Source organism: Hydrogenophaga sp. OTU3427 (assembly GCF_038440225.1).
Taxonomy (GTDB): Bacteria; Pseudomonadota; Gammaproteobacteria; order Burkholderiales; family Burkholderiaceae_C; genus Hydrogenophaga.
Map to the genome: position 1 here is coordinate 1 of NZ_JASATI010000016.1, position 21,730 is coordinate 21,730.

The 21,730-nt window shown below is 68.9% G+C and carries 17 protein-coding genes and 1 pseudogene; 6 read left to right on the forward strand and 12 right to left on the reverse strand.

From position 1 onward, the window contains the following. Positions 1-33 precede the first annotated feature (33 nt). The 7 genes from AAHB17_RS11265 to badH all read right to left on the reverse strand — a co-directional run bounded on the left by AAHB17_RS11265 (position 34) and on the right by badH (position 7,682). Entirely contained in the window at positions 34-1,194 is a 1,161-nt protein-coding gene (locus AAHB17_RS11265) for an acyl-CoA dehydrogenase family protein (RefSeq protein ID WP_342130671.1), read from the reverse strand. An 18-nt stretch (positions 1,195-1,212) separates the two neighbouring features. Continuing rightward, positions 1,213-1,989 carry an enoyl-CoA hydratase-related protein gene (locus AAHB17_RS11270; RefSeq protein WP_342130672.1) on the reverse strand — a complete coding sequence of 259 codons (777 nt, stop codon included), beginning with the start codon at positions 1,987-1,989 and terminating at the stop codon, positions 1,213-1,215. Between the two features lie 110 nt (positions 1,990-2,099). Further along, positions 2,100-3,092 carry a Bug family tripartite tricarboxylate transporter substrate binding protein gene (locus tag AAHB17_RS11275; protein ID WP_342130673.1) on the reverse strand — a complete coding sequence of 331 codons (993 nt, stop codon included), beginning with the start codon at positions 3,090-3,092 and terminating at the stop codon, positions 2,100-2,102. Between the two features lie 52 nt (positions 3,093-3,144). Beyond that, entirely contained in the window at positions 3,145-4,788 is a 1,644-nt protein-coding gene (aliA, locus tag AAHB17_RS11280) for a cyclohexanecarboxylate-CoA ligase (protein ID WP_342130674.1), read from the reverse strand. A 39-nt stretch (positions 4,789-4,827) separates the two neighbouring features. Next, positions 4,828-5,985 carry a cyclohexanecarboxyl-CoA dehydrogenase gene (gene aliB, locus AAHB17_RS11285; RefSeq protein ID WP_342130675.1) on the reverse strand — a complete coding sequence of 386 codons (1,158 nt, stop codon included), beginning with the start codon at positions 5,983-5,985 and terminating at the stop codon, positions 4,828-4,830. A 115-nt stretch (positions 5,986-6,100) separates the two neighbouring features. Continuing rightward, the gene (badI, locus tag AAHB17_RS11290; RefSeq protein ID WP_342130676.1) at positions 6,101-6,883 is read right to left on the reverse strand and encodes a 2-ketocyclohexanecarboxyl-CoA hydrolase; all 783 of its coding nucleotides are present in this window, start codon (positions 6,881-6,883) and stop codon (positions 6,101-6,103) included. Between the two features lie 31 nt (positions 6,884-6,914). Continuing rightward, positions 6,915-7,682 carry a 2-hydroxycyclohexanecarboxyl-CoA dehydrogenase gene (badH, locus tag AAHB17_RS11295; protein WP_342130677.1) on the reverse strand — a complete coding sequence of 256 codons (768 nt, stop codon included), beginning with the start codon at positions 7,680-7,682 and terminating at the stop codon, positions 6,915-6,917. Positions 7,683-8,022: 340 nt separating this feature from the next. Between badH and AAHB17_RS11300 the strand changes: the two are divergent. The 4 genes and pseudogenes from AAHB17_RS11300 to AAHB17_RS11315 all read left to right on the forward strand — a co-directional run bounded on the left by AAHB17_RS11300 (position 8,023) and on the right by AAHB17_RS11315 (position 10,853). Continuing rightward, positions 8,023-8,967, forward strand: a pseudogene (locus tag AAHB17_RS11300) (ABC transporter substrate-binding protein). Continuing rightward, positions 8,964-9,170 (forward strand): hypothetical protein, encoded by a 207-nt coding sequence (locus tag AAHB17_RS11305; protein ID WP_342130678.1) that lies wholly within the window; start codon positions 8,964-8,966, stop codon positions 9,168-9,170. Before AAHB17_RS11300 ends, AAHB17_RS11305 begins: the two are co-directional and overlap by 4 nt. 11 nt (positions 9,171-9,181) lie before the next feature. Continuing rightward, positions 9,182-10,021: a shikimate dehydrogenase gene (locus tag AAHB17_RS11310; protein WP_342130679.1), complete on the forward strand. Its 840-nt coding sequence runs from the start codon at positions 9,182-9,184 to the stop codon at positions 10,019-10,021. 7 nt (positions 10,022-10,028) lie between these two features. Then, entirely contained in the window at positions 10,029-10,853 is an 825-nt protein-coding gene (locus AAHB17_RS11315; RefSeq protein WP_342130680.1) for an amidohydrolase family protein, read from the forward strand. A 7-nt stretch (positions 10,854-10,860) separates the two neighbouring features. Here the strand turns inward: AAHB17_RS11315 and AAHB17_RS11320 are convergent, their stop codons facing one another. The 3 genes from AAHB17_RS11320 to AAHB17_RS11330 form a co-directional block, all read right to left on the reverse strand. Continuing rightward, the gene (locus AAHB17_RS11320) at positions 10,861-11,952 is read right to left on the reverse strand and encodes an HDOD domain-containing protein (RefSeq protein WP_342130681.1); all 1,092 of its coding nucleotides are present in this window, start codon (positions 11,950-11,952) and stop codon (positions 10,861-10,863) included. Positions 11,953-12,059: 107 nt separating this feature from the next. Then, positions 12,060-12,458 carry an Rrf2 family transcriptional regulator gene (locus AAHB17_RS11325; protein ID WP_342130682.1) on the reverse strand — a complete coding sequence of 133 codons (399 nt, stop codon included), beginning with the start codon at positions 12,456-12,458 and terminating at the stop codon, positions 12,060-12,062. 124 nt (positions 12,459-12,582) lie between these two features. After that, positions 12,583-13,257, reverse strand: a complete 675-nt coding sequence (locus AAHB17_RS11330; protein ID WP_342130683.1) for a nucleotidyltransferase family protein — start codon at positions 13,255-13,257, stop codon at positions 12,583-12,585. A 134-nt stretch (positions 13,258-13,391) separates the two neighbouring features. On the opposite strand from AAHB17_RS11330, the gene AAHB17_RS11335 reads away from it, so the two are divergent. After that, on the forward strand, positions 13,392-18,224 hold the full coding sequence (locus AAHB17_RS11335) for a PAS-domain containing protein (protein ID WP_342130684.1): 4,833 nt from the start codon (positions 13,392-13,394) through the stop codon (positions 18,222-18,224). A gap of 7 nt (positions 18,225-18,231) precedes the next feature. Here the strand turns inward: AAHB17_RS11335 and AAHB17_RS11340 are convergent, their stop codons facing one another. Both AAHB17_RS11340 and AAHB17_RS11345 read right to left on the reverse strand, forming a co-directional pair. After that, on the reverse strand, positions 18,232-19,188 hold the full coding sequence (locus AAHB17_RS11340) for a diguanylate cyclase domain-containing protein (RefSeq protein WP_342130685.1): 957 nt from the start codon (positions 19,186-19,188) through the stop codon (positions 18,232-18,234). 218 nt (positions 19,189-19,406) lie between these two features. Then, entirely contained in the window at positions 19,407-20,543 is a 1,137-nt protein-coding gene (locus AAHB17_RS11345) for a PQQ-dependent sugar dehydrogenase (RefSeq protein ID WP_446719586.1), read from the reverse strand. A gap of 195 nt (positions 20,544-20,738) precedes the next feature. On the opposite strand from AAHB17_RS11345, the gene AAHB17_RS11350 reads away from it, so the two are divergent. Beyond that, positions 20,739-21,626: a DMT family transporter gene (locus AAHB17_RS11350; RefSeq protein WP_342130686.1), complete on the forward strand. Its 888-nt coding sequence runs from the start codon at positions 20,739-20,741 to the stop codon at positions 21,624-21,626. Positions 21,627-21,730: the final 104 nt, after the last annotated feature.

Consider the following 21,730-nt stretch of genomic DNA (forward strand, 5'->3'; position numbering starts at 1 on the left):
AAGGATCTTCATAAAACGGTCTCCTGAAAAGGGTCAGTCCTGGCGCAGCAGTTCGCGCCCGATGATGAGTTGCTGGACCTGCGTCGTGCCTTCGTACAGGCGCAGCAGGCGGGCGTCGCGGTAGAAGCGCTCCACCGGGTACTCGTTGATATAGCCGGCGCCACCGTGTATTTGAACACCGCGGTCGGCCACGCGGCCCACCATCTCGGTGGCGAACAGCTTGGCGCAGGACACGCGCATGGAAATGTCCGGGTCGGACACGTGGGGCGGCTTGCCATCGAAACGCTGTGCCACGTCCTTCACCAGCGACCAGCCGGCCAGCAGCTCGGCCTGGCTGTCGGCCAGCATGGCCTGGATCAGCTGGAACTCGCCGATGGCCTTGCCGAACTGCTTGCGCTCGCGCGCATAACGGCGCGACTCGTCGATGATGCGCGAGGCCAGCCCGCAGGACACGGCCGAGATGTTGAGGCGGCCGCGGTCCAACACCTTCATGGCGGTCTTGAAGCCCTGGCCCGGCACCCCACCGATGATGTTGGCCGCCGGCACACGCACGTTCTCCAGGATCACGTCGCAGGTCTTGGTGCCGCGCTGGCCCATCTTCTTGTCGTTCTTGCCCAGCTTCAGGCCCGGGCTGTTGGCCGGCACGATGAAGGACGAGACGCCGCCCGCGCCCGGCCCGCCGGTGCGCGCCATCAGCGTGAAGGCGCCAGCGCGTGGTGCGTTGGTGATGAAACGTTTGGTGCCGTTGAGCACGTAGTGGTCGCCGTCCAGGTCGGCACGGGTCTTGAGCGAGGCCGCGTCGGTGCCGGCATCGGGCTCGGTCAACGCGAACGACATGATCAGCTCGCCACTGGCCACCTTGGGCAGGTACTCGGCTTTTTGCTCGGGCGTGCCGTCCATCAGGATGCCCTGTGAGCCGATGCCGATGTTGGTGCCGAACACCGAACGGAAGGCCGCCGCCGTGCGCCCCAGCTCGTAGTTCACCAGCACCTCCTGGCTCACCGACAGGCCGATGCCGCCGAACTCTTCGGGCACGGTCAGGCCGAACAAGCCCATTTCCTTCATGTCTTCGATGATGTCGGCGGGCACCTCGTCGTGTTCCTCGAGGTGGTTCTCGGCCGGCACCAGGCGTTCGCGCACGAAGCGCTCGATGGTGGGCAGCAGGATATCAAAGGATTCGGCGTCGAGGGCCATGGGGTTGCGCTCCGGTGGTCAGCGGTGTTGAAAGTCGGGTGGACGCTTGGCCAGGAAGGCGTGCATGCCTTCGTGGGCGTCGGCGCTGGCAAAACGCTCGTAGAGCGCGTGGCGCTCGAACAGGATGCCTTCGCTGAGCGGGCTTTCCCAGGCGCGATTGACCGCTGCCTTGATGGCCCACAACGCGGGCAGCGAGAAGGCGGCGATCTGGTCGGCCAGGGCCAGGGTCTGGCTGAGCAGCTCGGTGTCGGGCACCACACGCGACACCAGGCCATAACGGTCGGCCTCTTGCGCGTCCAGCATCCGGGCCGAGAGGCACATGTCCATGGCCTTGGCCTTGCCGATGGCGCGCGGCAGGCGCTGTGTGCCGCCCGCGCCGGGCAGCATGGCGAGCTTGATTTCGGGCAGGGCGAACTTCGCCGATGCGGCGGCCACGATGATGTCGCAGGCCAGGGCCAGCTCGCAGCCGCCGCCCATGGCGTAGCCGGCCACGGCGGCCAGCACCGGCTTGCGCACCTGGCGTATGGTTTCCCAGTTGCGGGTGATGAAGCCGCTCTGGCACACGTCCATGAAGGACCAGTCGGCCATGGCCTCGATGTCGGCACCGGCGGCAAAGGCCTTGGCGCTGCCGGTGATGACGATGGCGCCGATGCCGGTGTCGGCATCCAGGGCCAGCAGGGCCGCGCCCAGCTGATCCATCAGCGCATCGTTGAGCGCGTTGAGCTGCTTCGGCCGGTGGAGCGTGATCACGCCCACCCGGCCCCTCGTTTCGACGAGAACCGGTTGTTCAGTCATGGTGGTGTGGTGAGTTACGTGGACGGCGCCTTCACCGGGCCGCCCCAAGAAAGCCCGCGCGCCCTTGTGGTGCAGCGACCCGCGCAGCGGCGGAGCGTGGGGGCCAGTGCCTAGTCGATGTTGATCTTGGCTTCTTTGATGAGGGCCGACAGGGTCTGCGCTTCCTGGGTCAGCAACGTCTTGAACTCGGCGTTGTCCAGGCCAACGGGCTCGGCGCCCAGCGCCTCGTAGCGGGTTTTGGTGTTGGGGTTGGCCAGCGCTTTTGCGATCTCTCGGCCCATGCGGGCCGTCACATCGGCCGGCGTGCCGTTGGGCGCCCACATGCCAAACCAGATGTCCAGCTCGGCGCCCTTGAAGCCCAGTTCGGCCAGCGTGGGCACCTCGGGGAAAAAGGACGAGCGTTTGGCGCCGGCGACGGCCAGCATGCGCACCTTGCCCGAACGCACATGGGGGAAACCGATGCCCGGGTCGAACACGTAGTCGGCCTGGTTGGCCAGCACGTCCTGCAGCGCGGGCGCCGCCCCCCGGTAGGGGATGTGCGTGGCGAACACGCCGGTGACCTTCTTGAACAGCTCGCCGGCCAGGTGGGGCGGCGTGCCGGCACCGGCCGAACTGTAGGACAGCTTGCCGGGATGGGCACGCGCATAGGCCACGAAGTCCTTGGCATCCTTGGCGGTGGACTCGGGCTTGACCAGCAGGTACATCTGGCTGCGACCCACGCCCACCACCGGGGTCAGGTCCTTGGCGGGCGCGATGGTCTGCTTGAAGAGGAAGGGGTTGGCGGTTTCGAAGGATGTCGGCGCGACCAGGAAGGTGTAGCCGTCAGCGGCGGCGCGGATCACTTCGCTGGCCGCCACGTTGCCGCTGGCGCCGGGCTTGTTGTCCACCACGACGGGCTGGCCCAGCGCCTCGCCGAGCGATTGCGCCATGACGCGCGCCATCACGTCGGTGGTGCCGCCGGGGGCAAAGCCCACCACGATCTTGATGGGTTTGGCGGGCCAGGACTGTGCCTGCGCGCCGCCGATGGCGGCCAGGGAACACAGGGTGGCGGCAGCGCCACACACGAGGCGGCGGCGCAGGGTCGAAGGCGAGGAGGTGAACATGGTCTTGTCTCTGGTGGTTGTGGTGATCGGAAGGGAACGTGAGAAAAAGGGCTCAGGCCGCTTCGTCGCGCAGCATCTCGCGCAGCTTGAATTTCTGGATCTTTCCGGACGGCGTGGACGGCATGGCGTCGCGCACGATGAGGCGTTCGGGGATGTACTGCAGGGCGACGTGCTGGTCCTTCATGAAGGCCACGATGGACGCCAGGTCGATGGACTGGCCCGGCTTGGGCACGACCACGGCACAGGCGCGTTCGCCCAGGCGCTCGTCGGGGTAGGCCACGACGGCCGCCATGGCGATGGCCGGATGCCGGTACAGCAGGGCTTCGATCTCGACCACCGGGATGTTCTCGCCGCCGCGGATGATCACGTCCTTGCTGCGGCCGGTGATGCGCACATAGCCCTGCGCGTCCAGGCGCGCGAGGTCGCCGGTGTCGAACCAACCGTCGGCGTCGGTGCCGTTCCACTGCGGGCGCTTGAGGTAGCCGCCGAAGTTGGACACCGATCGGACCAACAGCCGACCGGCCTCGCCGGGCTGCAGGCTGACGCCGTCGAAGTCCACCACCTTGAGCTCCACCCCGGGCAGCGGGTGGCCGTCGGTGGTGAAGGCGCGTTCGTCGGGATCGTCGAGTTCGATCAGGGTGACGGCGCCGTTTTCCGTCATGCCCCAGGCCGAGACGATCTTGGTGCCCAGCACGGCGCGGGCCTGCTCCACCAGGGGACCGGGAATGGGCGCACCGGCGCACAGGAAGGTGGCCAGCGTGGGCACGGCCTGGCCCGATTCGGCCACGTGTTTGGCCAGGTCGGTCAGGAAAGGCGTGGAGGCCATGGTGAAGGTGCATTGCTCGGCACGGACCAGGGCGATGGCCTTGAGCGGCTCCCACACGTCCAGCATCACGGCGCTCGCCTTCAGGATGATGGGCATCATCAGGCCGTACATGAAGCCGGTCTGGTGGGCCATGGGCGAGGCCATCAGCACCACGTCCTCAGCGTCCAGCTGTAGGCGCCGCGCGTAGGGCAGGATGTTGGCCATCACCGTGTTGGCGGTGTGCATCACGCCCTTGGGCTCTCCGGTGGTGCCCGAGGTGTAGATGATCTGGGTGACGTCGTCCGGGCCGGGGCGGTGGCGCGCGAGGATGTCGCGCGCTTCCACGTCGTTTTCCCAGGCGGGGCCACTGAGCAAGGCCTCGAAGCTGTTGGCGCCGTTGCCGCCCACCACGACGATGTGTTGCAGGTCCGGCAGGCTGGACCGCAGCGCGGTGGCCATCTGCTCGAAGTCGAACCCCCGGAACAACTTGGGCACGATCAGGACCTTGGCCTCGCCGTGCTTGAGCATGAAGGACAGCTCGCGCTCACGGAAGATGTGCATCAGCGGATTCATGACCGCGCCGATGCGCGAACACGCCAGGTAGACCACGGTGAACTGCCACCAGTTGGGCAGCTGGCAGGCCACGATGTCGTTCCTGCCCACGCCCAGCTTGGCCAGACCCACGGCCACGCGGTCGGCCATGGCGGCCAGCTCGCGGTAGGTGAAGCGGGTGGTGGCGCCGCTCTCGGCCAGCACGGCGGTGACGGCCAGCTTGTCCGGGCAGGCAGCGACACAGGCGTCGAGTTCATCGTTGATGGTGCGGTCGGGCCAGAAGCCCTGGGCCACGCTCTGCGCGCGGCGCGGGGCCAGGAGGATGGGATCGAATTCCATGGTCTTGTCTCGGGATGTGTTCTTGTGGGCGGCGCGTGCTCAGGCCGGCACGTTCTGCCGGCCGGCGCGGGTGCGGGCGATGATGGTTTTCATGATCTGGGCCGTGCCGTCGCCGATCTGGAAGCCCAGCACGTCGCGCAGGCGCTGCTCCATGGGGCCGCGGTCGTAGCCGCCGTGGCCAAAGCACAGCAGGCACTGGTGGATCACGTCGTAGGCCAGCTTGGGGCCCCACCACTTGGCCATGCCGGCCTCGGCGGAATGGGGCAGGCCCTTGTCCTTGAGCCACAAGCCTTGCAGGCAGAGCAGGCGCGCGCCTTCGACCTCGGTGTCGAACGCGGCCAGCGGGTGGGTCACGCCCTGGAAGGCCGACAGCGGCTGGCCAAAGGCCTGGCGCTGGGTGATGTAGCCCCAAGTCTCGTCCAGCGCCACACGCGCCACGGCCAGGCACTGCAGGCCGATCAGCGAGCGCGAGAAATCGAAGCCGTGCATCACCTGCACGAAGCCCTTGTTCTCGTCGCCCAGGCGGTGGCTCACCGGCACGCGCACGTTCTCGAAAAAGATGGAGCCCCGGCCGATGGCGCGCTGGCCGTGGCAGTCGAAGCGGTTGGTGGTGAGGCCGGGCGTGTCCATGGGCACCAGCAGCGCGGTCACGCCATGGGCGCCCGACTCCGGCGTGCCGGTGCGCCCGAACACCACCGTGATGTCGGCCTGGTCGGCGGCGGAGATGGAGGTCTTCTCGCCGTTGATGACGTAGAAATCTCCGTCGCGCTCGACGCGCAGGCGCAGGTTGGCCGCGTCCGAGCCGCCACGCGGCTCGGTCAGCGCGATGGCGCAGATGGCCTCGCCGCGCACCAGCTTCTGGAGCCAGGGGCCCACCACCTCGGGCCGGCCGTACCGCGACAGGATCTGGCTGTTGAGCGAGGCCAGCAGGTTCAGGTAGGAGAAGCTGAGGTCGGCGCGGGCAATCTCCTCGTGGATCACGCCCGCCGCCAGGCAGCCCATGCCGAGGCCACCGAAGGCCTCGGGCAGCTCGGGACAGATGAAGCCGAGTTCACCCATCTCCCGCAGCAGCGCGCGGTCGAACACACGGGTCTTGTCGCGTTCCAGGAAGCCGGGCTTGACACGCTCCTCGGCAAAACGCCGCGCGGTGTCGGCCAGCGCCTGCAGGTCGTCGTCGATGTAGGGGTTCGGTGTCATGGCGCCCCCACGTTCGTCACTGGTGTGTACTCACTGCCCCCCAAGGGGGCTTTCGCTTGCTTGAAGCGGTTCTGCGCTGCGCTCATGGGTGGTCTCCTGCCGCTCTGTGGCTTGGTTATTTGGCGTACTTGCGGAAATCGGGCTTGCGTTTTTCCGTCAGCGCGGCCACGCCTTCGCGCGACTCCTCGGTGTCGTAGTACAGCTTGAGCGCGTACATGCCCATGCCCGCGATGCCGGCCTGGTGCGCGGTGTCGGCGTTGAAGCTGCGCTTGGCGATGGCGATGGCGGTCGGGCTGCGCTCGCAGATGGTCTCGGCCCACTCCTGCACGGTGGCGTCCAGCTGCTCGTGCGGCACGCAGATGTTCGCCAGGCCCATGGCCACGGCCTCCTGGCCGGAGTAGCGCTTGTTCAGGTACCAGATCTCGCGCGCCTTCTTCTCGCCCACCACACGCGCCAGGAAGGCGGTGCCGTAGCCTGGGTCGACCGAGCCCATCTTGGGGCCGACCTGGCCGAAGATGGCCTTCTCGGAGGCGATGGTCAGGTCGCAGATGGTGCACAAGACGTTGCCGCCGCCGATGGCGAAACCCTGCACACGGGCGATGACCGGCTTGGGCACGTTGCGGATGGCGTCGTGCAGTTCCTCCATCGGCAGGCCGATGGTGCCGCGGCCGTCGTAGTTGCCGTCGTGGGCCGACTGGTCACCGCCTGTGCAAAAGGCCTTCTCGCCCGCGCCTGCCAGCACGATGGCGCCCACGCTGCGGTCGTAGCCCGCGCGGTTCATCGCCTTGATGATCTCGTCGCAGGTCGTGCCGCGAAACGCGTTCATCTTCTCGGGGCGGTTGATGGTGATCCAGGCCACGCCGTTGCGCACTTCGTACAGGATGTCTTCGTAGTTCATGGTGTTTCCTTCGGTGTGTTGAGAGAGGCGCTCAGCCGTTCATGGTCAGACCGCCGGAGACACTGAGCACCTGGCCGGTGATGAAGCCGGCGTCGTCGCTGGCGAAGAACAGGATGGCGCCGGGCAGGTCGTCGGGCTGGCCGATGCGGCCCAGTGGAATGGAGCGGGTGAAGGCTTCCATCAGCTTGTCGGGGTTGCCGGCGCCTTGCTTGTAGTCGGCGAACAGGGCCGTGTCGGTGGGACCGGGGCAGACCACGTTGACCGTGATGTTGTGGCGCGCGTGTTCGCGGGCGATGGTCTTGGAGAAGGCCACCAGGCCGCCCTTGCAGGCGGCGTAGACGGCCTCGCCCGAGGACCCCACCCGCGCCGCGTCGGACGCGATGTTGACGATGCGGCCCGATTTGCGCGCCGCCATGCCCGGCAGCACCGCGTGGTGCATGTGCAGCGCGCCGGTGAGGTTGATCGCGATCAGCTTGTCCCACTCGGCCGACACCGTCTTGGTGAAGGGTTTGAACACGTCCCAGCCGGCGTTGTTGACCAGCACGTCCACCGGGCCCAGCGCGGCTTCGGCCGCCGCCACGGCCGCGTCCACTTCGGCGCGCTCGGTGATGTTGCACTGGAAGGCCTGGGCCACGCCGCCCGCGGCCCGGATGCCATCGGTCACCTTCTGCGCGGCCTCCAGGTTCATGTCAAACACGGCGACGCGGGCACCCGCCTCCGCGAAGCGGCGGCAGGTCGCCCCGCCAATGCCACCACCACCGCCGGTCACGATCACATTTTTTCCATCGAGATTGCGCATTGCTTGCTCCTTTGAAGGCTGACAACAGACGTCCAGCGGGTTGTTTGGAACACATTTACGTCAATGTGTTGTCCTATTCTAGAAAGCAAAAAATGACCTGTCAACCTTGCCAACAGCCTTCATGTCAGGGTTTTCCCCATAAAACAGGCCCGTTATCGACGAGCGGCGCGCCAGAACGGACGAACAACATCAACGCATTTAAGCAAATATATTGTCTCTTATGGTTCTGGCATTTGCAATAACCCGGTGTTTTCGCGCCCGGCCTTTTGCGATCTCCGCACGCCGGGCCATCCCACGCAGAATGGCCGCCTTCGATTTCAAGAACCACCTGGAGACACACATGGCATTCTGGAAACCATCATTCGTCACGGCGCTGCTCTGCGCGTCCGTGCTGGCGCAGGCTCAGACTCAAGGACAAAGCGTGAAGACCGTCGACCTTGTGGAGCTGACGGGCACCGGCGCCACCTCGGGCACCAACTTCGACAACGGCATCAAGCTCGCCGTGAAAGAGGTCAACACGGCGGGTGGCATCCTGGGGCGCCGCATCGACTACAGCTCCAGCGACACCCAGTCCAGCCCGGGCGTGGCCAAGGGCCTGGCCTAAAAGGCGGTGGACGACGGCGCCCATGTGGTGATGGGGCCGGTGTTCTCCGGCTCCATCCTGGTCAGCATGGCCGCCACGCGCCGCGCCGAGATACCCCACTTCACCGGCGGCGAAGTGGCCACCATCGCCCTGCAGGGCACCCCCTGCATCTTCCGCACCTCGTTCACGCAGTCCACCGCCATGCCCAAGATCGCGGGCTACATCAAGGACGGCGTGAAGGCAAAGACGGTGGACGTGACCGATGTGAACAACGACTTCGGCCAGGGCGGGCGCGACCTCATCACGAAGGCGCTGGAGGCGCGCGGCGTCAAGGTCGGCGCCGACGTGTCGACCGAGCCTGGCCAGCTGGACTTCAGCAGCGCGGCGATCACGGTGAAGCAATCCAACAGCGACGCGCTGTTCGTCTACTCCAACGAAGAAGAATCGGCCCGCCTGCTGCGTGAACTCCGCAAGCAGGGCGACACCAAGCCGGTCATCGGCGAGACGGTGCTGACCAGCCAGACGGTGATCGAGCTCGCCGGCGAGGCCGCCAACGGCGCGGTGGCCCACGTGGGCCTGACGGCCGATGCGCCGCAGGCCAGCGTGAGGCGTTTCGACGAGGCCTGCCAGCGCGAGTACAAGGGCCGGACCGACCACAACGGCCTCAAGGGCTACATCGGCCGTACACCGTCAAGGCAGTGACGGAGAAAATCGGCAAGTTCGACCCCAAGGCCTTTGCCGCCGCGATGAAGAACCTGTCGCTGTCGGCTCAGGCCCAGCCCGGCCTGCTGCTCGACGTGAGCTACGACAACAACGGCGACCTCGACCGCGAAAACCACATGACCAAGGTGGTGGATGGCAAACAGGTGGTCACCGACATCCTGCCGCCCGCCAACAAGAAATAAGCCCGACTCACATGTCTCAGAAGTTCTTCAAGCTCGCCGGTGTCATGGGCATGCCTGTGTCCCAGTCGCGTTCACCCGTCATCCACAACCACTGGCTCGCCCAGCGCGGCATCCCGGGCGCCTATGGTCTGTTCCCGGTCGACCCGGACAAGCTGGAGGCCGCGCTGCGTGGCCTTTCGGCCCTGGGCATCGCTGGCTGCAACGTGACCCTGCCCCACAAGGTGGCGGCCATGGCCTTCATGGACCGTGTCGATCCCCTGGCCCGGCGCGTGGGGGCGATCAACTGCATCGTGGCGCAACCCGATGGCTCGCTGCAAGGCTTCAACAACGACGGCTACGGCTACATCCAGAGCCTGCGCGATGCCCAGCCCCACTGGCGCGCCGACCGTGGCCCGACCGTGGTGCTGGGTGCCGGCGGCGCGGCGCGTGCCGTGGTGCTGAGCCTGGTCGACGAGGGCGCGGGCGAGGTGCGTCTGATCAACCGCAGCCGCGACAAGGCCGAGGCCCTGGCGGCAGGCCTGGGGGCGATCGTGTCGGTGCACGACTGGTCGCAACGCCACGAAGCCCTGCGCGGCGCCGCCCTGCTCGTCAACACCACCAACCAGGGCATGTACGGACAGCCCGCGCTGGACTTGCGACTCGACGCCCTGCCCCCGGACGCGCTGGTGTCCGACGCCATCTACATCCCGCTGGAAACCCCGCTGCTGGCCCAGGCACGCGAGCGCGGCCACGTCACCGTCAACGGCCTGGGCATGCTGCTCAACCAGGCGCGCTCGGCCTTCAAGGCCTGGTTCGGCGTGATGCCCGAGATCACCCCGGAACTGCGCCGCCTGGTGCTGGCCACCTTCTGAGCGGCCCATGGATATCCTGCGCCTTCCCAAGATCGACGGGCATTGCCATGTGCTGGACCCGCAGCGTTTTCCTTATGCGCCGGACGTGGGCTACCACCCGCAGGGCCAGGAGGTGGGCGACGCCCGCTGCTTCAGCGCGGTGATGGACTGCCACGGCGTGCGACATGCCCTGCTGGTCGGCCCCAACTCGGGCTACGGGCTGGACAACCGCTGCCTGCTCGACGCCATCGCGCAGGGCGGCGGCCGCTTCAAGGGCGTGGCGGTCCTGCCCAACGACTGTGGTCTCGAACGGCTGCAACAGCTGCAGGCGCAAGGCATCGTGGGGGTGGCCTTCAACGCCGCTCTGCACGGCGAGGCGCACTACGCCGACATCGAGCCGCTGCTGCTTCGCCTGCGGCAGCTGGGCCTGTGGGCGCAGTTCCAGGTGCAGAACGACCAGCTGCCCTTCTTCCTGCCCATGATCGAACGCAGCCAGGTGCGGGTGATGGTGGACCACTGCGGCCGGCCCGACGTGGCGCGTGGCCTCGCCCAGCCGGGCTTCCAAGCCCTGCTGGCGCTGGGCCGCACGGGGCAGGCCGTGGTCAAGCTGTCGGGGCCGATCAAGTTCTCCGGCCGGCCCTTTCCGTTTGACGACGTGGCGCCCTACGCCCATGCGCTGGCCGGCGCCTTCGGCCTGGGGCGCTGCATCTGGGCCTCGGACTGGCCCTACCTCAAGGCACCCTACCGCCTGGACTACGGCCCCATGCTGGGCTGGTTCGCCTCGCTGTTCACGCCGTCGGAGTGCCAGCAGATCATGTGGGACACGCCCAAGGCGCTGCTGTTCCCGGATTGATCCGCCTTCAGCCCGGCCCCGCGGCGATGCGCCCCAGGGCCTGGGCCAGCGCCGGCTCCCGCAAACGTTCGGCCAGGGTGGCCATACGGCCCGGCCCCAGCCCGGCGCGCAGGCGAAAGAACTCGGGCGAAGGATCGGCCAACAGCTCCCAGCGGGCAAGGTCTTGCAGCTCGCCGGTGGCCAGCCGCTCGCCCAGGCGTGCGCACAGGCACCCCAGGGACAGGCGGGCCAGACGCTCGGCCGCCACCCCGTCCAGGGGTACAAGCATCGCGGCATCGATGTCCGCGGCCTCGTCGACCACCGCCGCCGGCAGGCCCCAGTCGCCCATCAGGAGGCGGCCGATCTCGGACGCGCCCAGGCCCAGGACTTGCTGCTCGGCCGCCACCCGCGCCAGCCGTCCCGGCGGCGGCAAGGCGGCAAGCTGGTCCAGGGGCATGGTGGCCACGGTGGCCAGACGGCCGAGGAAGGACAACACCACCGCGCCGGCCAGCTGGCCATGCGGGTCCATGCCCAGCGATGCGGCCAGGCGCTGCGTCAGCTCGCTCGCCAGCGCACTGGCGGTCCAGGTCTGTTGCAGGGCGAGCTGGCGCAAGGGGTCATCGGTCTTGAACGACGCGATGAAGATGTAGCGCAGGCAGACAATGCGCACCGCGGTGAGTCCCAGCAGGCTCACCGCCTGGGCAATGCTGCCGACCGGTCTGGGCAGGCCGTACAGGGGCGAATTGACGGCCTTGAGCACGCGGGCCGCCAGCAGCGGTTCGGCGGCGATCAGGTCGGCCAGCTCGCGTGCGCTCGCCTCATTGACGAAATCGCGTGACAACAGCTGGCTGAGCAGGCGTGGCGGGCGCGGCACTTGCCGGTAGCGCTGCAGCAAGGCCTGCCGCTGCCCGTCCTCCAGGTCGGCGGCCCGCCGCCAAGGGAAGTCCAACAAGGCGGGCGGACAAGTCGCGGTGTCGTCCGCGGCGGCCGGGACGTCGGCAACAGCGGCGGGCACGGGCGTCGATTCCGGCACCGGCAGCGGCGCCGCGGGCACATCCGTTGGGCCACGCGGGGCGCGCCTGAACCAGAGGTACAGGACCAGGGGGACCAGCGTTGCCACCGCAACCAGGAGGAAGTGTTCCATCTGGTTGGACATTCTGAACGGTTTTGGCGCCAGGCCCCCAACACGGGCCGGACCAGTGGCTGGCGAAGGTGGGCTGTGTCACCTCAAACCGTCTTGAGGCCCGCCACCGCGTCGCGCAGGCGGATTCCCTCCAGGTAGGCCAGCAGCTGCCGGCTGTAGGTCTCGTAGAGCTGGGCGGTCAACGCGCTGGCCGGATCGTCCTCAGGGCGGTCGTCGTCCTCGATGTGGGGTTCGACCGCTCGGCTGATGTCCGCCAGCGAGATGCCCCCCGGCGCCTGCCCCAGCACATAGCCGCCGCCGGGGCCGCGCACGCTGAGGACCAGGCCGGCCTGCTTGAGGCTGGCGAAAAGGCCTTCCAGGTAGGACTGGGACACCCCGTGCCGCAGCGCCACGGATTGCAGCGACACCGGGCCCTGCCCGGCGTGTTGGGCCAGGTCCAGCAAAACGGTGGTGGCAAAGGTGCTCTTGGTGGTGAGTCGCATGGTCCGGGGTCCTTTCAGAAGCGCCGCTGGCCATCCCAGGCCAGGGCGAAACCAGACTGTAGAGACAGACACCCATCGGAAAAAGCGATCATCAACAGATTGATATTCAGATTTTTTGGGAAATTCAATTGCAAACACCATCGACCAGGTCGGCCGGCCAGCGCAGCCGTGGGCCACCGGCCAGCGCCAGCGCCTCGATGTCCGCCGGACTGTCGACATCGGTGGCGTAGTGGGGGTTGGCGGTGGGCCAGCGGTGCACCGCTTCGGGGTGGGCCGCCTGCCACTGGCGCCCGCCCTGGGCGGCACCGTGGGCCAGCATCTGCCGGCGCACCTCGGCGCTGAACACCACCGGGTTGCCGGGCCGGCCCGCCGTGTACGGCTGCACCAGTTGCGTGCCGGTGGGACGATCGCGGTAGGCGGCCAGCAGGTCGTGGATGTCCTGGGGGGTGATCAACGGCTGGTCCGCGAGCGCCACCAGCACCCCCTCCGATACCAGCGCCCGCAGGCCCAGGCGCAGCGAGGCCGCCTGGCCGGCGTCGGGCTGCGGGTTGCGCACCCGCGCCACGGGGAGACCTTCAAGCGCCCGCGCGATGCGGTCGGCGTAGTAGCCCAGCACCACCACCACCTCGTGCAACCCGGCGTCGAGCAGGGCCCGGCACTGGCGCCGGACCAGGGGCTCCCCGTCCAGCTCCAGCAGGCACTTGGGCCGGTGTCCCATGCGCGAGGCGGCGCCGGCCGCCAACACCACGGCACCGATGGCCCGTGACCCGCGCGCGAACCCGTTTGGTCTGTCATCCACAGCTTGCCACTCCATGGCCCCGCCGCACGGGGGCCGTGCCCAAGGGTACCCCAGGCCCGTCCCATAATCCGCCAAGCACATTCCCCGCCCCGACCCGCCCAGCACGGGCCGAGACCGGCCGAACAGGACACACCATGAGCGAGACCCGCCCCGAGCCCCGCCAACGCCACTTTCGCAACGCCTGGTTGTCCCTGCTGGTGGCGCTGGGTGGCGTGCTGGTCAGCCTGCTGGTCAGCGGCACCGTGCGCAACCACACCCAGCAACAGGCGCAGGAGCGCTTCGAGCGCCACGCCGAACGCATCGAAAACGAGGTCCGGCGCCGCTTCGACCTGCCGCTCTACAGCCTGCGCGGGGCGGTGGGCCTGCACGCTGGCAGCGCGCGTGTCGACCTGGCCGAGTTCCGCGCCTTCATCGACGCGCTCAACCTGCGCGAGACCCTTCCAGGCGTGCGTGGCCTGGGCCTGATCGAGCGCGTGCCCAGCGCGGCCACGGCCGACCACGAAGCGCGCGTGAACGCCGAGGACGGACCGGGCTTCAAGATCCGCCAGTTGCAGGCCGCCGACCACGCGCAGCGCTATGTCGTCCGCTACGTCGAGCCACTGCTGGACAACGTGGCCGCGCGCGGCGTGGACATCGGCAGCGAGCCCCAGCGGCGCGACGCCATCGAACGCGCCATCCGCACCGGCCGCCCCACCATGACGCCCCCCGTGGCGCTGACGCAAGACCCCCACAAGGGTCCGGGCTTCCTGATGTTCGACCCGGTCTACCGCCACGCCCCGGGCCATCCTCCGGGCACGCCCGCGCAGCGCGAAGCGGCACTCGACGGTGTGTTCTATTCGCCCGTCGTCGCGGCCGAGCTGCTGGGCAACGTGGCCGCGCTGGCCGATGGCCTGGTCGACTTCGAGCTGTTCGCCGGCACCCGCGCCGATGCACTGGAGAACCTGGTGTTCGACAGCGACGGGCACCTGTACGCCCAGCCGCCCTTGCAACTGGGTGGCCGGGCCTTCCAGCTGACGCGCCGCTTCGACCTGCTGGGCCAGCCCTACCTGCTGCAGGCCAGCAGCACCGCCGCTTTCGATGCCACGGCCGGCGGCCTGGCCGCGCCTGCCACCCTGATCGCCGGCTTGCTGATGACCGCCCTGCTGACCTACCTGGTGTCGATCACGGTGCGGGGACGCGAGCGCGCCGAGACCTTGGCCAGCCGCATGACACAGGACCTGGACCGCCTGGCCAAGGTGGCACAGCGCACCTCGAACGCGGTGGTCATCACCGATGTGCAACGCCGCATCACCTGGGTCAACGAAGGCTTCGAGCGCATCACCGGCTACCGGGCCGAAGAAGCCATCGGGCAGTCGCCACGCGAACTGCTGCAGTCGCCCAACACCGACATGGCGGTGGTCGCGCGGATGCGCCGGGCGCTGGAGACGGCCCAGCCCTTCCAGGGCGAGCTGCTGAACCGCCGCAAGGACGGGCGCGAGTACTGGCTGCAGGTGGAAATACAGCCCCTGCGCGACGCCGGTGGAACACTCACCGGCTTCATGGCCATCGAGTCAGACATCACCGCCCACAAGCTGGCCGAACACGCGCTGCGCGACTCCAGCGAACGCATGACCCTGGCGGCCAACAGCGCCGGGCTGGGGGTGTGGGAGATCGACATGCCCACCGGCCAGCGCATCTGGGACTCGCAGATGTACCGCCTGTTCGGCATCGATCCGCAGGCCCTGCCCTTGCCAACGCCACGGGCCGTGTGGCGGCGCATGCTGCACCCGGACGACCGCGCCCACACCGAGAACCTGCTGGCCGAGGCACTCGCCGGCGGCCGCCCCTTCGACACCGAGTTCCGCATCGTCTGGGACAACGGCACGGTGCGCCACCTGCGCGGCGCCGCGCAGGTGCTGCGCGATGCCGATGGCCAGCCACTGCGCACCATCGGCCTGAACCACGACGTCACCGAACGCCGCCAGCTGGAGCAGGAGATGCGCAGCCAGAACGCCCTGATGCGCAGCATCCTGGATGCCTTGCCCTGCGGCATGAGCGTGTTCAACAACGGGCTGGAACTGGTCGCCTCCAACACCGAGTACCGGCGCCTGCTCGACTTCCCCGACCACCTGTTCGAGCGCCAGCCACCCCGTTTCGAGGACTTCATCCGCTACAACGCGGAGCGCGGCGAATACGGCAGCGGCGACGTGGAGGTGATCGTGGCTGAAATCGTCGAACGCGCGCGTGGCGTGGTCCGGCCGCACCGCTTTGAGCGGGTGCGCCCGGCCGGCGTACCGCTGGAGATCCAGGGTGCTCCCATGCCCGGCGGGGGCTTCGTCACCACCTACATCGACATCAGCGAGCGCAAACGCGCCGAGCAGGCCATCGCGCAGAAGGAGGCGCTGCTGCGGGGCGCCATCGATACCGTCAACGAGGCCTTCGTGCTGTTCGACCCCGACGACCGGCTGGTCTTCTGCAACGAAAAATACCGTGACATCTACGCCACCACGGCCGACCTGATCGTGCCGGGCGTCCGCTTCGAGGAACTGCTGCGCCTGGGCGCCGCGCGCGGCCAGTATCCGGCGGCCATCGGACGGGTCGAGGACTGGCTGGCCGAACGCATGGCGCAGCACCGCGCGGCCAACACCTCGCTGGTGCAGCGGCTCGACGACGGCCGCGTGGTGCGGGTGGTGGAACGCCGCATGGCCGACGGACACACGGTGGGCTTTCGCATCGACATCACCGACCTCGTGCGCGCCACCGAAGCGGCCGAGGCCGCCTCGCGCTCCAAGAGCCAGTTCCTGGCCAACATGAGCCACGAGATCCGCACTCCCATGAACGCCATCCTGGGCATGCTGGCGCTGCTGCAGAAAACCAGCCTGAGCAGCCGGCAGGCCGACTACACCGGCAAGGCCGAGGGCGCCGCGCGCTCGCTGCTGGGCCTGCTCAACGACATCCTGGACTTCTCCAAGGTCGAGGCCGGCCGGATGGCGCTGGACCCGCACCCCTTCGAGACCGAGTCGCTGCTGCGCGACCTAGGACTGATCCTGTCGATGAACGCCGCCGGCAAGCCGGTCGAGGTGCTCTACGACATCGACCCGGCCCTGCCCACGGTGCTGGTGGGCGACGCGCTGCGGCTGCAGCAGGTGCTGGTCAACCTCGGGGGCAACGCCGTCAAGTTCACCGACCGGGGCGAGGTGGTGGTGTCGCTCGCGCTGGTCGAGCGCGGCGACCACGGCGCCACGGTGGACTTCGCGGTGCGCGACACCGGCATCGGCATCGCGCCCGACAACCAGGCCAAGATCTTCAGCGGCTTCACCCAGGCCGAGGCCGACACCACCCGCCGCTTCGGGGGCACTGGTCTGGGCCTGGCCATCAGCCAGCGGCTGGTGGCCCTGATGGGCGGCACCCTGCGGCTGGACAGCGAGGTGGGGGTGGGCAGCCACTTCCATTTCCGCCTGCGCCTGGGCCTGCCGGACACACCGCCCCACACGCTGCACGCCCCGCACCGCGGCGCCTCGCGCGGGCAGCTGCTGGTGGTGGACGACAACCCGGTGGCCTGCCGCCTGGTGGCGCACATGCTGCAGGCGCTGGGCTGGACGGTCGACACCGCAGACAGCGGCGCGGCGGCCCTGGCACGGCTGCAAGGGCAGACGGTGCGCTACGAGGCGGTGTTCGTGGACTGGCAGATGCCCGACATGGACGGCTGGGCGGTGTGCCAGCAGCTGCGCGCGTGGATGCCACACGACGGTCCGCGCCTGATCATGCTGACCGCCCACGGCCGGGAACTGCTGCACCTGCGCGACGACACCGACCTGGCCCTGCTGGACGGCTTCCTCACCAAACCGGTGACACCGACCACGCTGCGCGAGGCCTTGCACACCGCGCGCGGCACGCGCATGAACACCGTCACGCCGCGCCCGGCAGGCACGGGCGTGCCGCGGCTGAGCGGCCTGCGGCTGCTGCTGGCCGAGGACAACCGCATCAACCAGCAGGTGGCGCGCGAGCTGCTGGAAAGCGAGGGCGCGCAGGTGACCGTGGTGGACAACGGCGAGGAAGCGGTACGCGCCGTGGCCCAGACCGAACGGCACTGGGACGCCGTGCTGATGGACCTGCAGATGCCGGTCATGGACGGCATCGCCGCCACACGCCAGATCCGCGTCGAACTGGACGAAACCGCGCTGCCCATCGTGGCCATGACCGCCAACGCCATGCCTGCCGACCGCGAGGCCTGCCTGGCCGCCGGCATGAACGAACACGTGGGCAAGCCCTTCGAACTCAACCAGCTGGTGGACGTGCTGCGCCACGTCACCGGGCTGGGCGCCCTGCCCACCCCGCCCGCCATGCCCGTGCCCGACCCGGGCGGCGACAGCTCGCCCGCCGCCCTTGCAGCGCTGGCCGCCGGTGTGTCGCTGGCGCCGGCACTGGCGCGGCTGGGCGGGCGCCAGGACGTGTACCAGCGCCTGCTGCTGGGTTTCCTGGACGATGCCGAGGGCACCGCCGCCGCGCTGAGCTCGGCCCTTGCCGCCGCCGACTGGCCCTCGCTGCGGCGCCAGCTGCACACGCTCAAGGGCCTGGCCAGCACGCTGGGGCTGGATGGCCTGGCCCACGATGCCGCCCAGGCCGAAAGCTGGGCCGCGTCGGCACCGGCGCCCGGCGCCGCCTCACCCGTGCCGACCCTCTGCGAACGCCTGCTGGCGCAACACACGCCAGGCCAGGCACTGGCTGCGGCCCTGGCGCCGCCGGCCACCACGCCCGTGGACACGGCTGGCGACCACCCCGCCGACACGGCCACCTGGTCGGCGGGCCTGCGGGACCTGGTCCAGATGCTGGAACGTTCCGACATGGCGGCCACGGACGCGGTGGACGGGTTGCAGCAGCGTTTTGGCGCCGCCGTCGGCGCGCCGCTGGCCGAACTGCACGACGCGGTGATGGGCCTCGACTTCGAGCGCGCCCGGCGGCTGTGCGAACGCCTGTTGTCCGCCTGAAGCTGGCTCAGCCTCTCACGCTGGCCAGTTCGGCGTCGCCACGGGCCCGGCCCCGACCTTCGCGCTTGGCTTCATAGAGGGCGCCGTCGGCCGCGTCCACCAGCGCTTGGGCGTTGCCGTCGAACGGTGTGCGGTGCGTGGACACGCCCACGCTGATGGTGATGATGGGCGCGACGCTGGACTGTGCGTGAGGCAAGGCCTGCTCGCGCACGCGCTGCTCCAGCCGCTCGGCCAGCGTCAGGGCCGCGGCGTGGTCGGTTTCGGGCAACAGGCAGGCGAACTCCTCGCCGCCATAACGCGCCACGGTGTCGCCCGGGCGCTGCAGGTGGCGGGTGATGGCCCGCACCACATTGCGCAGCGCTTCATCGCCAGCCGGATGGCCGTAGTGGTCGTTGTAGGCCTTGAAGTGGTCAACATCGATCATCAGCATCGACAGTGGCTTGCCGCTGCGCCGCGCCCGCGCCCACTCCACCGCCAGGCGCTGGTCGAAGTAGCGCCGGTTGTAGCTGTTGGTCAGCGGGTCGACGAAGACCATGTCGCGCAGCAGGTCCGACTGGAACTTCAGCATCAGGTGGGTCTTGACCCGCGAGCGCACCACACGCGGGTTGATCGGCTTGGAGATGTAGTCCACTCCCCCGGCCTCCAGGCAGCGCGACTCGACGTCGTCGCTGGTGTGGCCGGTGACGAAGATGACCGGCACCTCGCGCGTGACCGGGTCGGCCTTGAGCTGGCGCAGCAGCTCAAAGCCGTCCATGTCCGGCATCTCCACGTCCAGCAGCACCAGGTCGGGCAGGCGCTCGTGGCACAGGCGCAGCGCCGCTTCACCGCTGGTGGCCATCAGGACCTGGCAGTCGGGCGACAGCGCGCGGTAGAGCACCTGGATCTGGATGGCCTGGTCGTCCACCACCAGCAGCCGGGGCTGACGCGGCAGCCCGGCCAGGAAATCAAACGCCACGCCGGTCATGGCCGCGCACCGGCATGGCCTCGAAGCCCAGCGCACACGGCCGGGCCGGCGGCGGCGCGCAGGGCGGTCCGGTGCAGGTGTGTCGGATGGACAGGGACGGTCATGGGTCGGGGCTGCAGGGACAGGTTGGCACGGGCGGTGGGACTGAATTGTGACCGGCCGAACCGACGGTGGAAGCCTAAATCAGACTGAAATACCGTGTTAATTTAACAATTTCATCAGGATGGGGGCAACAGGCGGATCAGTTGCCCATTGCGCTCGTCGGTCAGCAGGTAGAGCAGGCCGTCCGGCCCCTCGCGCACATCTCGCACGCGCTGCCCCAGATCGGGCAGCAGCTTGTGCTCGCGCAGGACGCGGGGCTGGGGGCCAGTCAGGTCCAGCTCCAGGCGGGCCAGGTAGCGGAACTTGAGCGAGCCCACGAACAGCTGTCCCTGCCAGGCGCTGCCATAGCGCTGGCTGCGCAGGAAACTCATGCCCGAAGGCGCGATCGACGGCGTCCAGTGGTGCAGCGGCTGGACCAGCCCGGGCTGGCTGCGCAGGCCGCCGTTGATGGCACCACCACCGTAGTTCTCGCCGTAGGTGACCAGGGGCCAGCCGTGGTTCAGGCCGGCGTCGGGCCGGTTGATCTCGTCGCCGCCCTGCGGCCCGTGTTCGGTGATCCACAGCCGTTGGTCCGGGCCCCAGGCCGCGCCCTGCGGGTTGCGGTGCCCCCAGCTCCAGATCTCGGGCAGGGCGCCCGGGCGGCCCAGCAAGGGATTGCCCGGCGCCGCGCCGCCATCCTTGCGCAGGCGCACCACCTTGCCGAGGTGGTTGTCCAGGGTCTGGGCATCGGCCATCCGGTGGTAGCGCTCGCCCAGGGTGAGGAACAGCTGCCCGTCGGGCGACTCGACGATGCGACAACCGAAGTGGAGCCGGCTCGCGACCTGGGGTTGCTGGCCGAACAGGCGCTGCCATTGCTCCAGCCGGCGGCCATCCTCCGACAGCCTGGCCGAGGCCAGCGCGGTGGCATTGCGCCCGCCGTCCGCCGAGGGCTCGGCGTAACAGAGGTAGATGCGCCGGTTGGTGGCGAAGCCGCTGTCGGCGACCACATCGAGCAAGCCCCCCTGGCCACCGACGTCGATGGCCGGCAGGCCCGCGATGGGCGCCCCCACCTGCCCGGTGGGCGACACCCAGCGCAGCCGACCGGCACGTTCGGTCACCAGCACCCCGCCATCGACGAAGGCCATGCCCCAGGGGTGCTGCAGGCCGGAGGCCACCACCTCGGGCCGCGGCTGCTGGGCGCGGGCCAACGCCCCCGGCATGAGGAAGGACACGGCGCTCAAGGCCACCAGGGCGGCTCGGATCGGCATGGGCATCTGGACACTCCTGTGGGACGGAACCCCATTGTCGGCGTGGTGGCCATCCCAGGCAAAAGTCAGCGGGAACGATGGCCGGCATCGCCATCGGCCATGGCCCGCGGGCCCGCCTGGCACGGGTGCTGTGCTAGTCTCGATGCCCGGTTTCCCCTGCTTTTTTCTCCCGCCTTCACGCGCCACGCGCGCCCTTTTCACGTGACCCCGTCCCGCCACCTCACCACCGGCCTGCTGCTGGCCAGCGCCGGCTCCATCGCCTTCAGCGGCAAGGCCATCATCGTCAAGCTGGCCTACCGCCACGGTGTCGACGCGGTCACGCTGATCATGTACCGCATGCTGTTCGCGCTGCCGCTGTTCCTGGCCATGGCCTGGTGGGCCAGCCGGCATCAGCCCGCGCTGTCGCGCCGCGACCGCTGGGGCGTCGTCGGCCTGGGCTTCAGCGGCTACTACCTCGCCAGCTTTCTTGATTTCTGGGGCCTGCAGTACATCAGCGCCAGCCTGGAACGGCTCATCCTCTACCTCAACCCCACGCTGGTGCTGGTGCTGGGCTGGCTGCTGTACGGCCGGCGCATCAGCCTCCACCAGGGCCTGGCCATGGCCATGAGCTACAGCGGCATGTTGCTGGTCCTCGGGCACGAGGTGCAGTTCCAGGGCGGCTGGGGCGCGGTGGGCGCCTTGCTGGTGTTCGGCAGCGCGGTCAGCTACGCCATCTACCTGGTCTACAGCGGCGAGATGGTCAAGCGCATCGGCTCGCTGCGCCTGGTGGGACTGGCCTCCAGCGTGGCCTGCATCCTGTGCCTCCTGCAGTTCCTGTTGCTGCGTCCGCTGGATGCCGCGGTGGTGGCGCCCGAGGTGATCTGGCTGTCGGTGCTCAACGCCGTGGCCTGCACCGTCACGCCGGTGCTGCTGGTGATGATGGCGATCGAGCGCATCGGCGCCGGCCTGACCGCACAAACGGGCATGATCGGGCCGCTGTCGACCATCGCCATGGGCGTGGTGCTGCTGGACGAGCCCTTCAACGCCTGGATCATCGCCGGCACCCTGCTGGTGCTGGGCGGCGTGGTGCTGGTGACGCGGCGGCGCTGAGAGCCTGTTCAATGTCTTTTTGGGGTCGCGCAAGTGCTTTTTCGGGATGGGCTGCCAGGCGCAAAACGCAGACGGGCCGGTGGCCCGTCGAGGCTTTGCAACGC

Bases quoted from the DNA above. Each gene is read 5' to 3' on its own strand.
- AAHB17_RS11340 (WP_342130685.1), bottom strand. From the start codon at position 19,188: ATGACCGGCGTGGCGTTTGATTTCCTGGCCGGGCTGCCGCGTCAGCCC.
- AAHB17_RS11275 (WP_342130673.1), bottom strand. From the start codon at position 3,092: ATGTTCACCTCCTCGCCTTCGACCCTGCGCCGCCGCCTCGTGTGTGGC.
- AAHB17_RS11265 (WP_342130671.1), bottom strand. From the start codon at position 1,194: ATGGCCCTCGACGCCGAATCCTTTGATATCCTGCTGCCCACCATCGAG.
- badI (WP_342130676.1), bottom strand. From the start codon at position 6,883: ATGAACTACGAAGACATCCTGTACGAAGTGCGCAACGGCGTGGCCTGG.
- AAHB17_RS11315 (WP_342130680.1), top strand. From the start codon at position 10,029: ATGGATATCCTGCGCCTTCCCAAGATCGACGGGCATTGCCATGTGCTG.
- AAHB17_RS11335 (WP_342130684.1), top strand. From the start codon at position 13,392: ATGAGCGAGACCCGCCCCGAGCCCCGCCAACGCCACTTTCGCAACGCC.
- AAHB17_RS11325 (WP_342130682.1), bottom strand. From the start codon at position 12,458: ATGCGACTCACCACCAAGAGCACCTTTGCCACCACCGTTTTGCTGGAC.
- aliA (WP_342130674.1), bottom strand. From the start codon at position 4,788: ATGGAATTCGATCCCATCCTCCTGGCCCCGCGCCGCGCGCAGAGCGTG.
- AAHB17_RS11310 (WP_342130679.1), top strand. From the start codon at position 9,182: ATGTCTCAGAAGTTCTTCAAGCTCGCCGGTGTCATGGGCATGCCTGTG.
- badH (WP_342130677.1), bottom strand. From the start codon at position 7,682: ATGCGCAATCTCGATGGAAAAAATGTGATCGTGACCGGCGGTGGTGGT.
- AAHB17_RS11345 (WP_446719586.1), bottom strand. From the start codon at position 20,543: ATGCCCATGCCGATCCGAGCCGCCCTGGTGGCCTTGAGCGCCGTGTCC.
- AAHB17_RS11270 (WP_342130672.1), bottom strand. From the start codon at position 1,989: ATGACTGAACAACCGGTTCTCGTCGAAACGAGGGGCCGGGTGGGCGTG.
- aliB (WP_342130675.1), bottom strand. From the start codon at position 5,985: ATGACACCGAACCCCTACATCGACGACGACCTGCAGGCGCTGGCCGAC.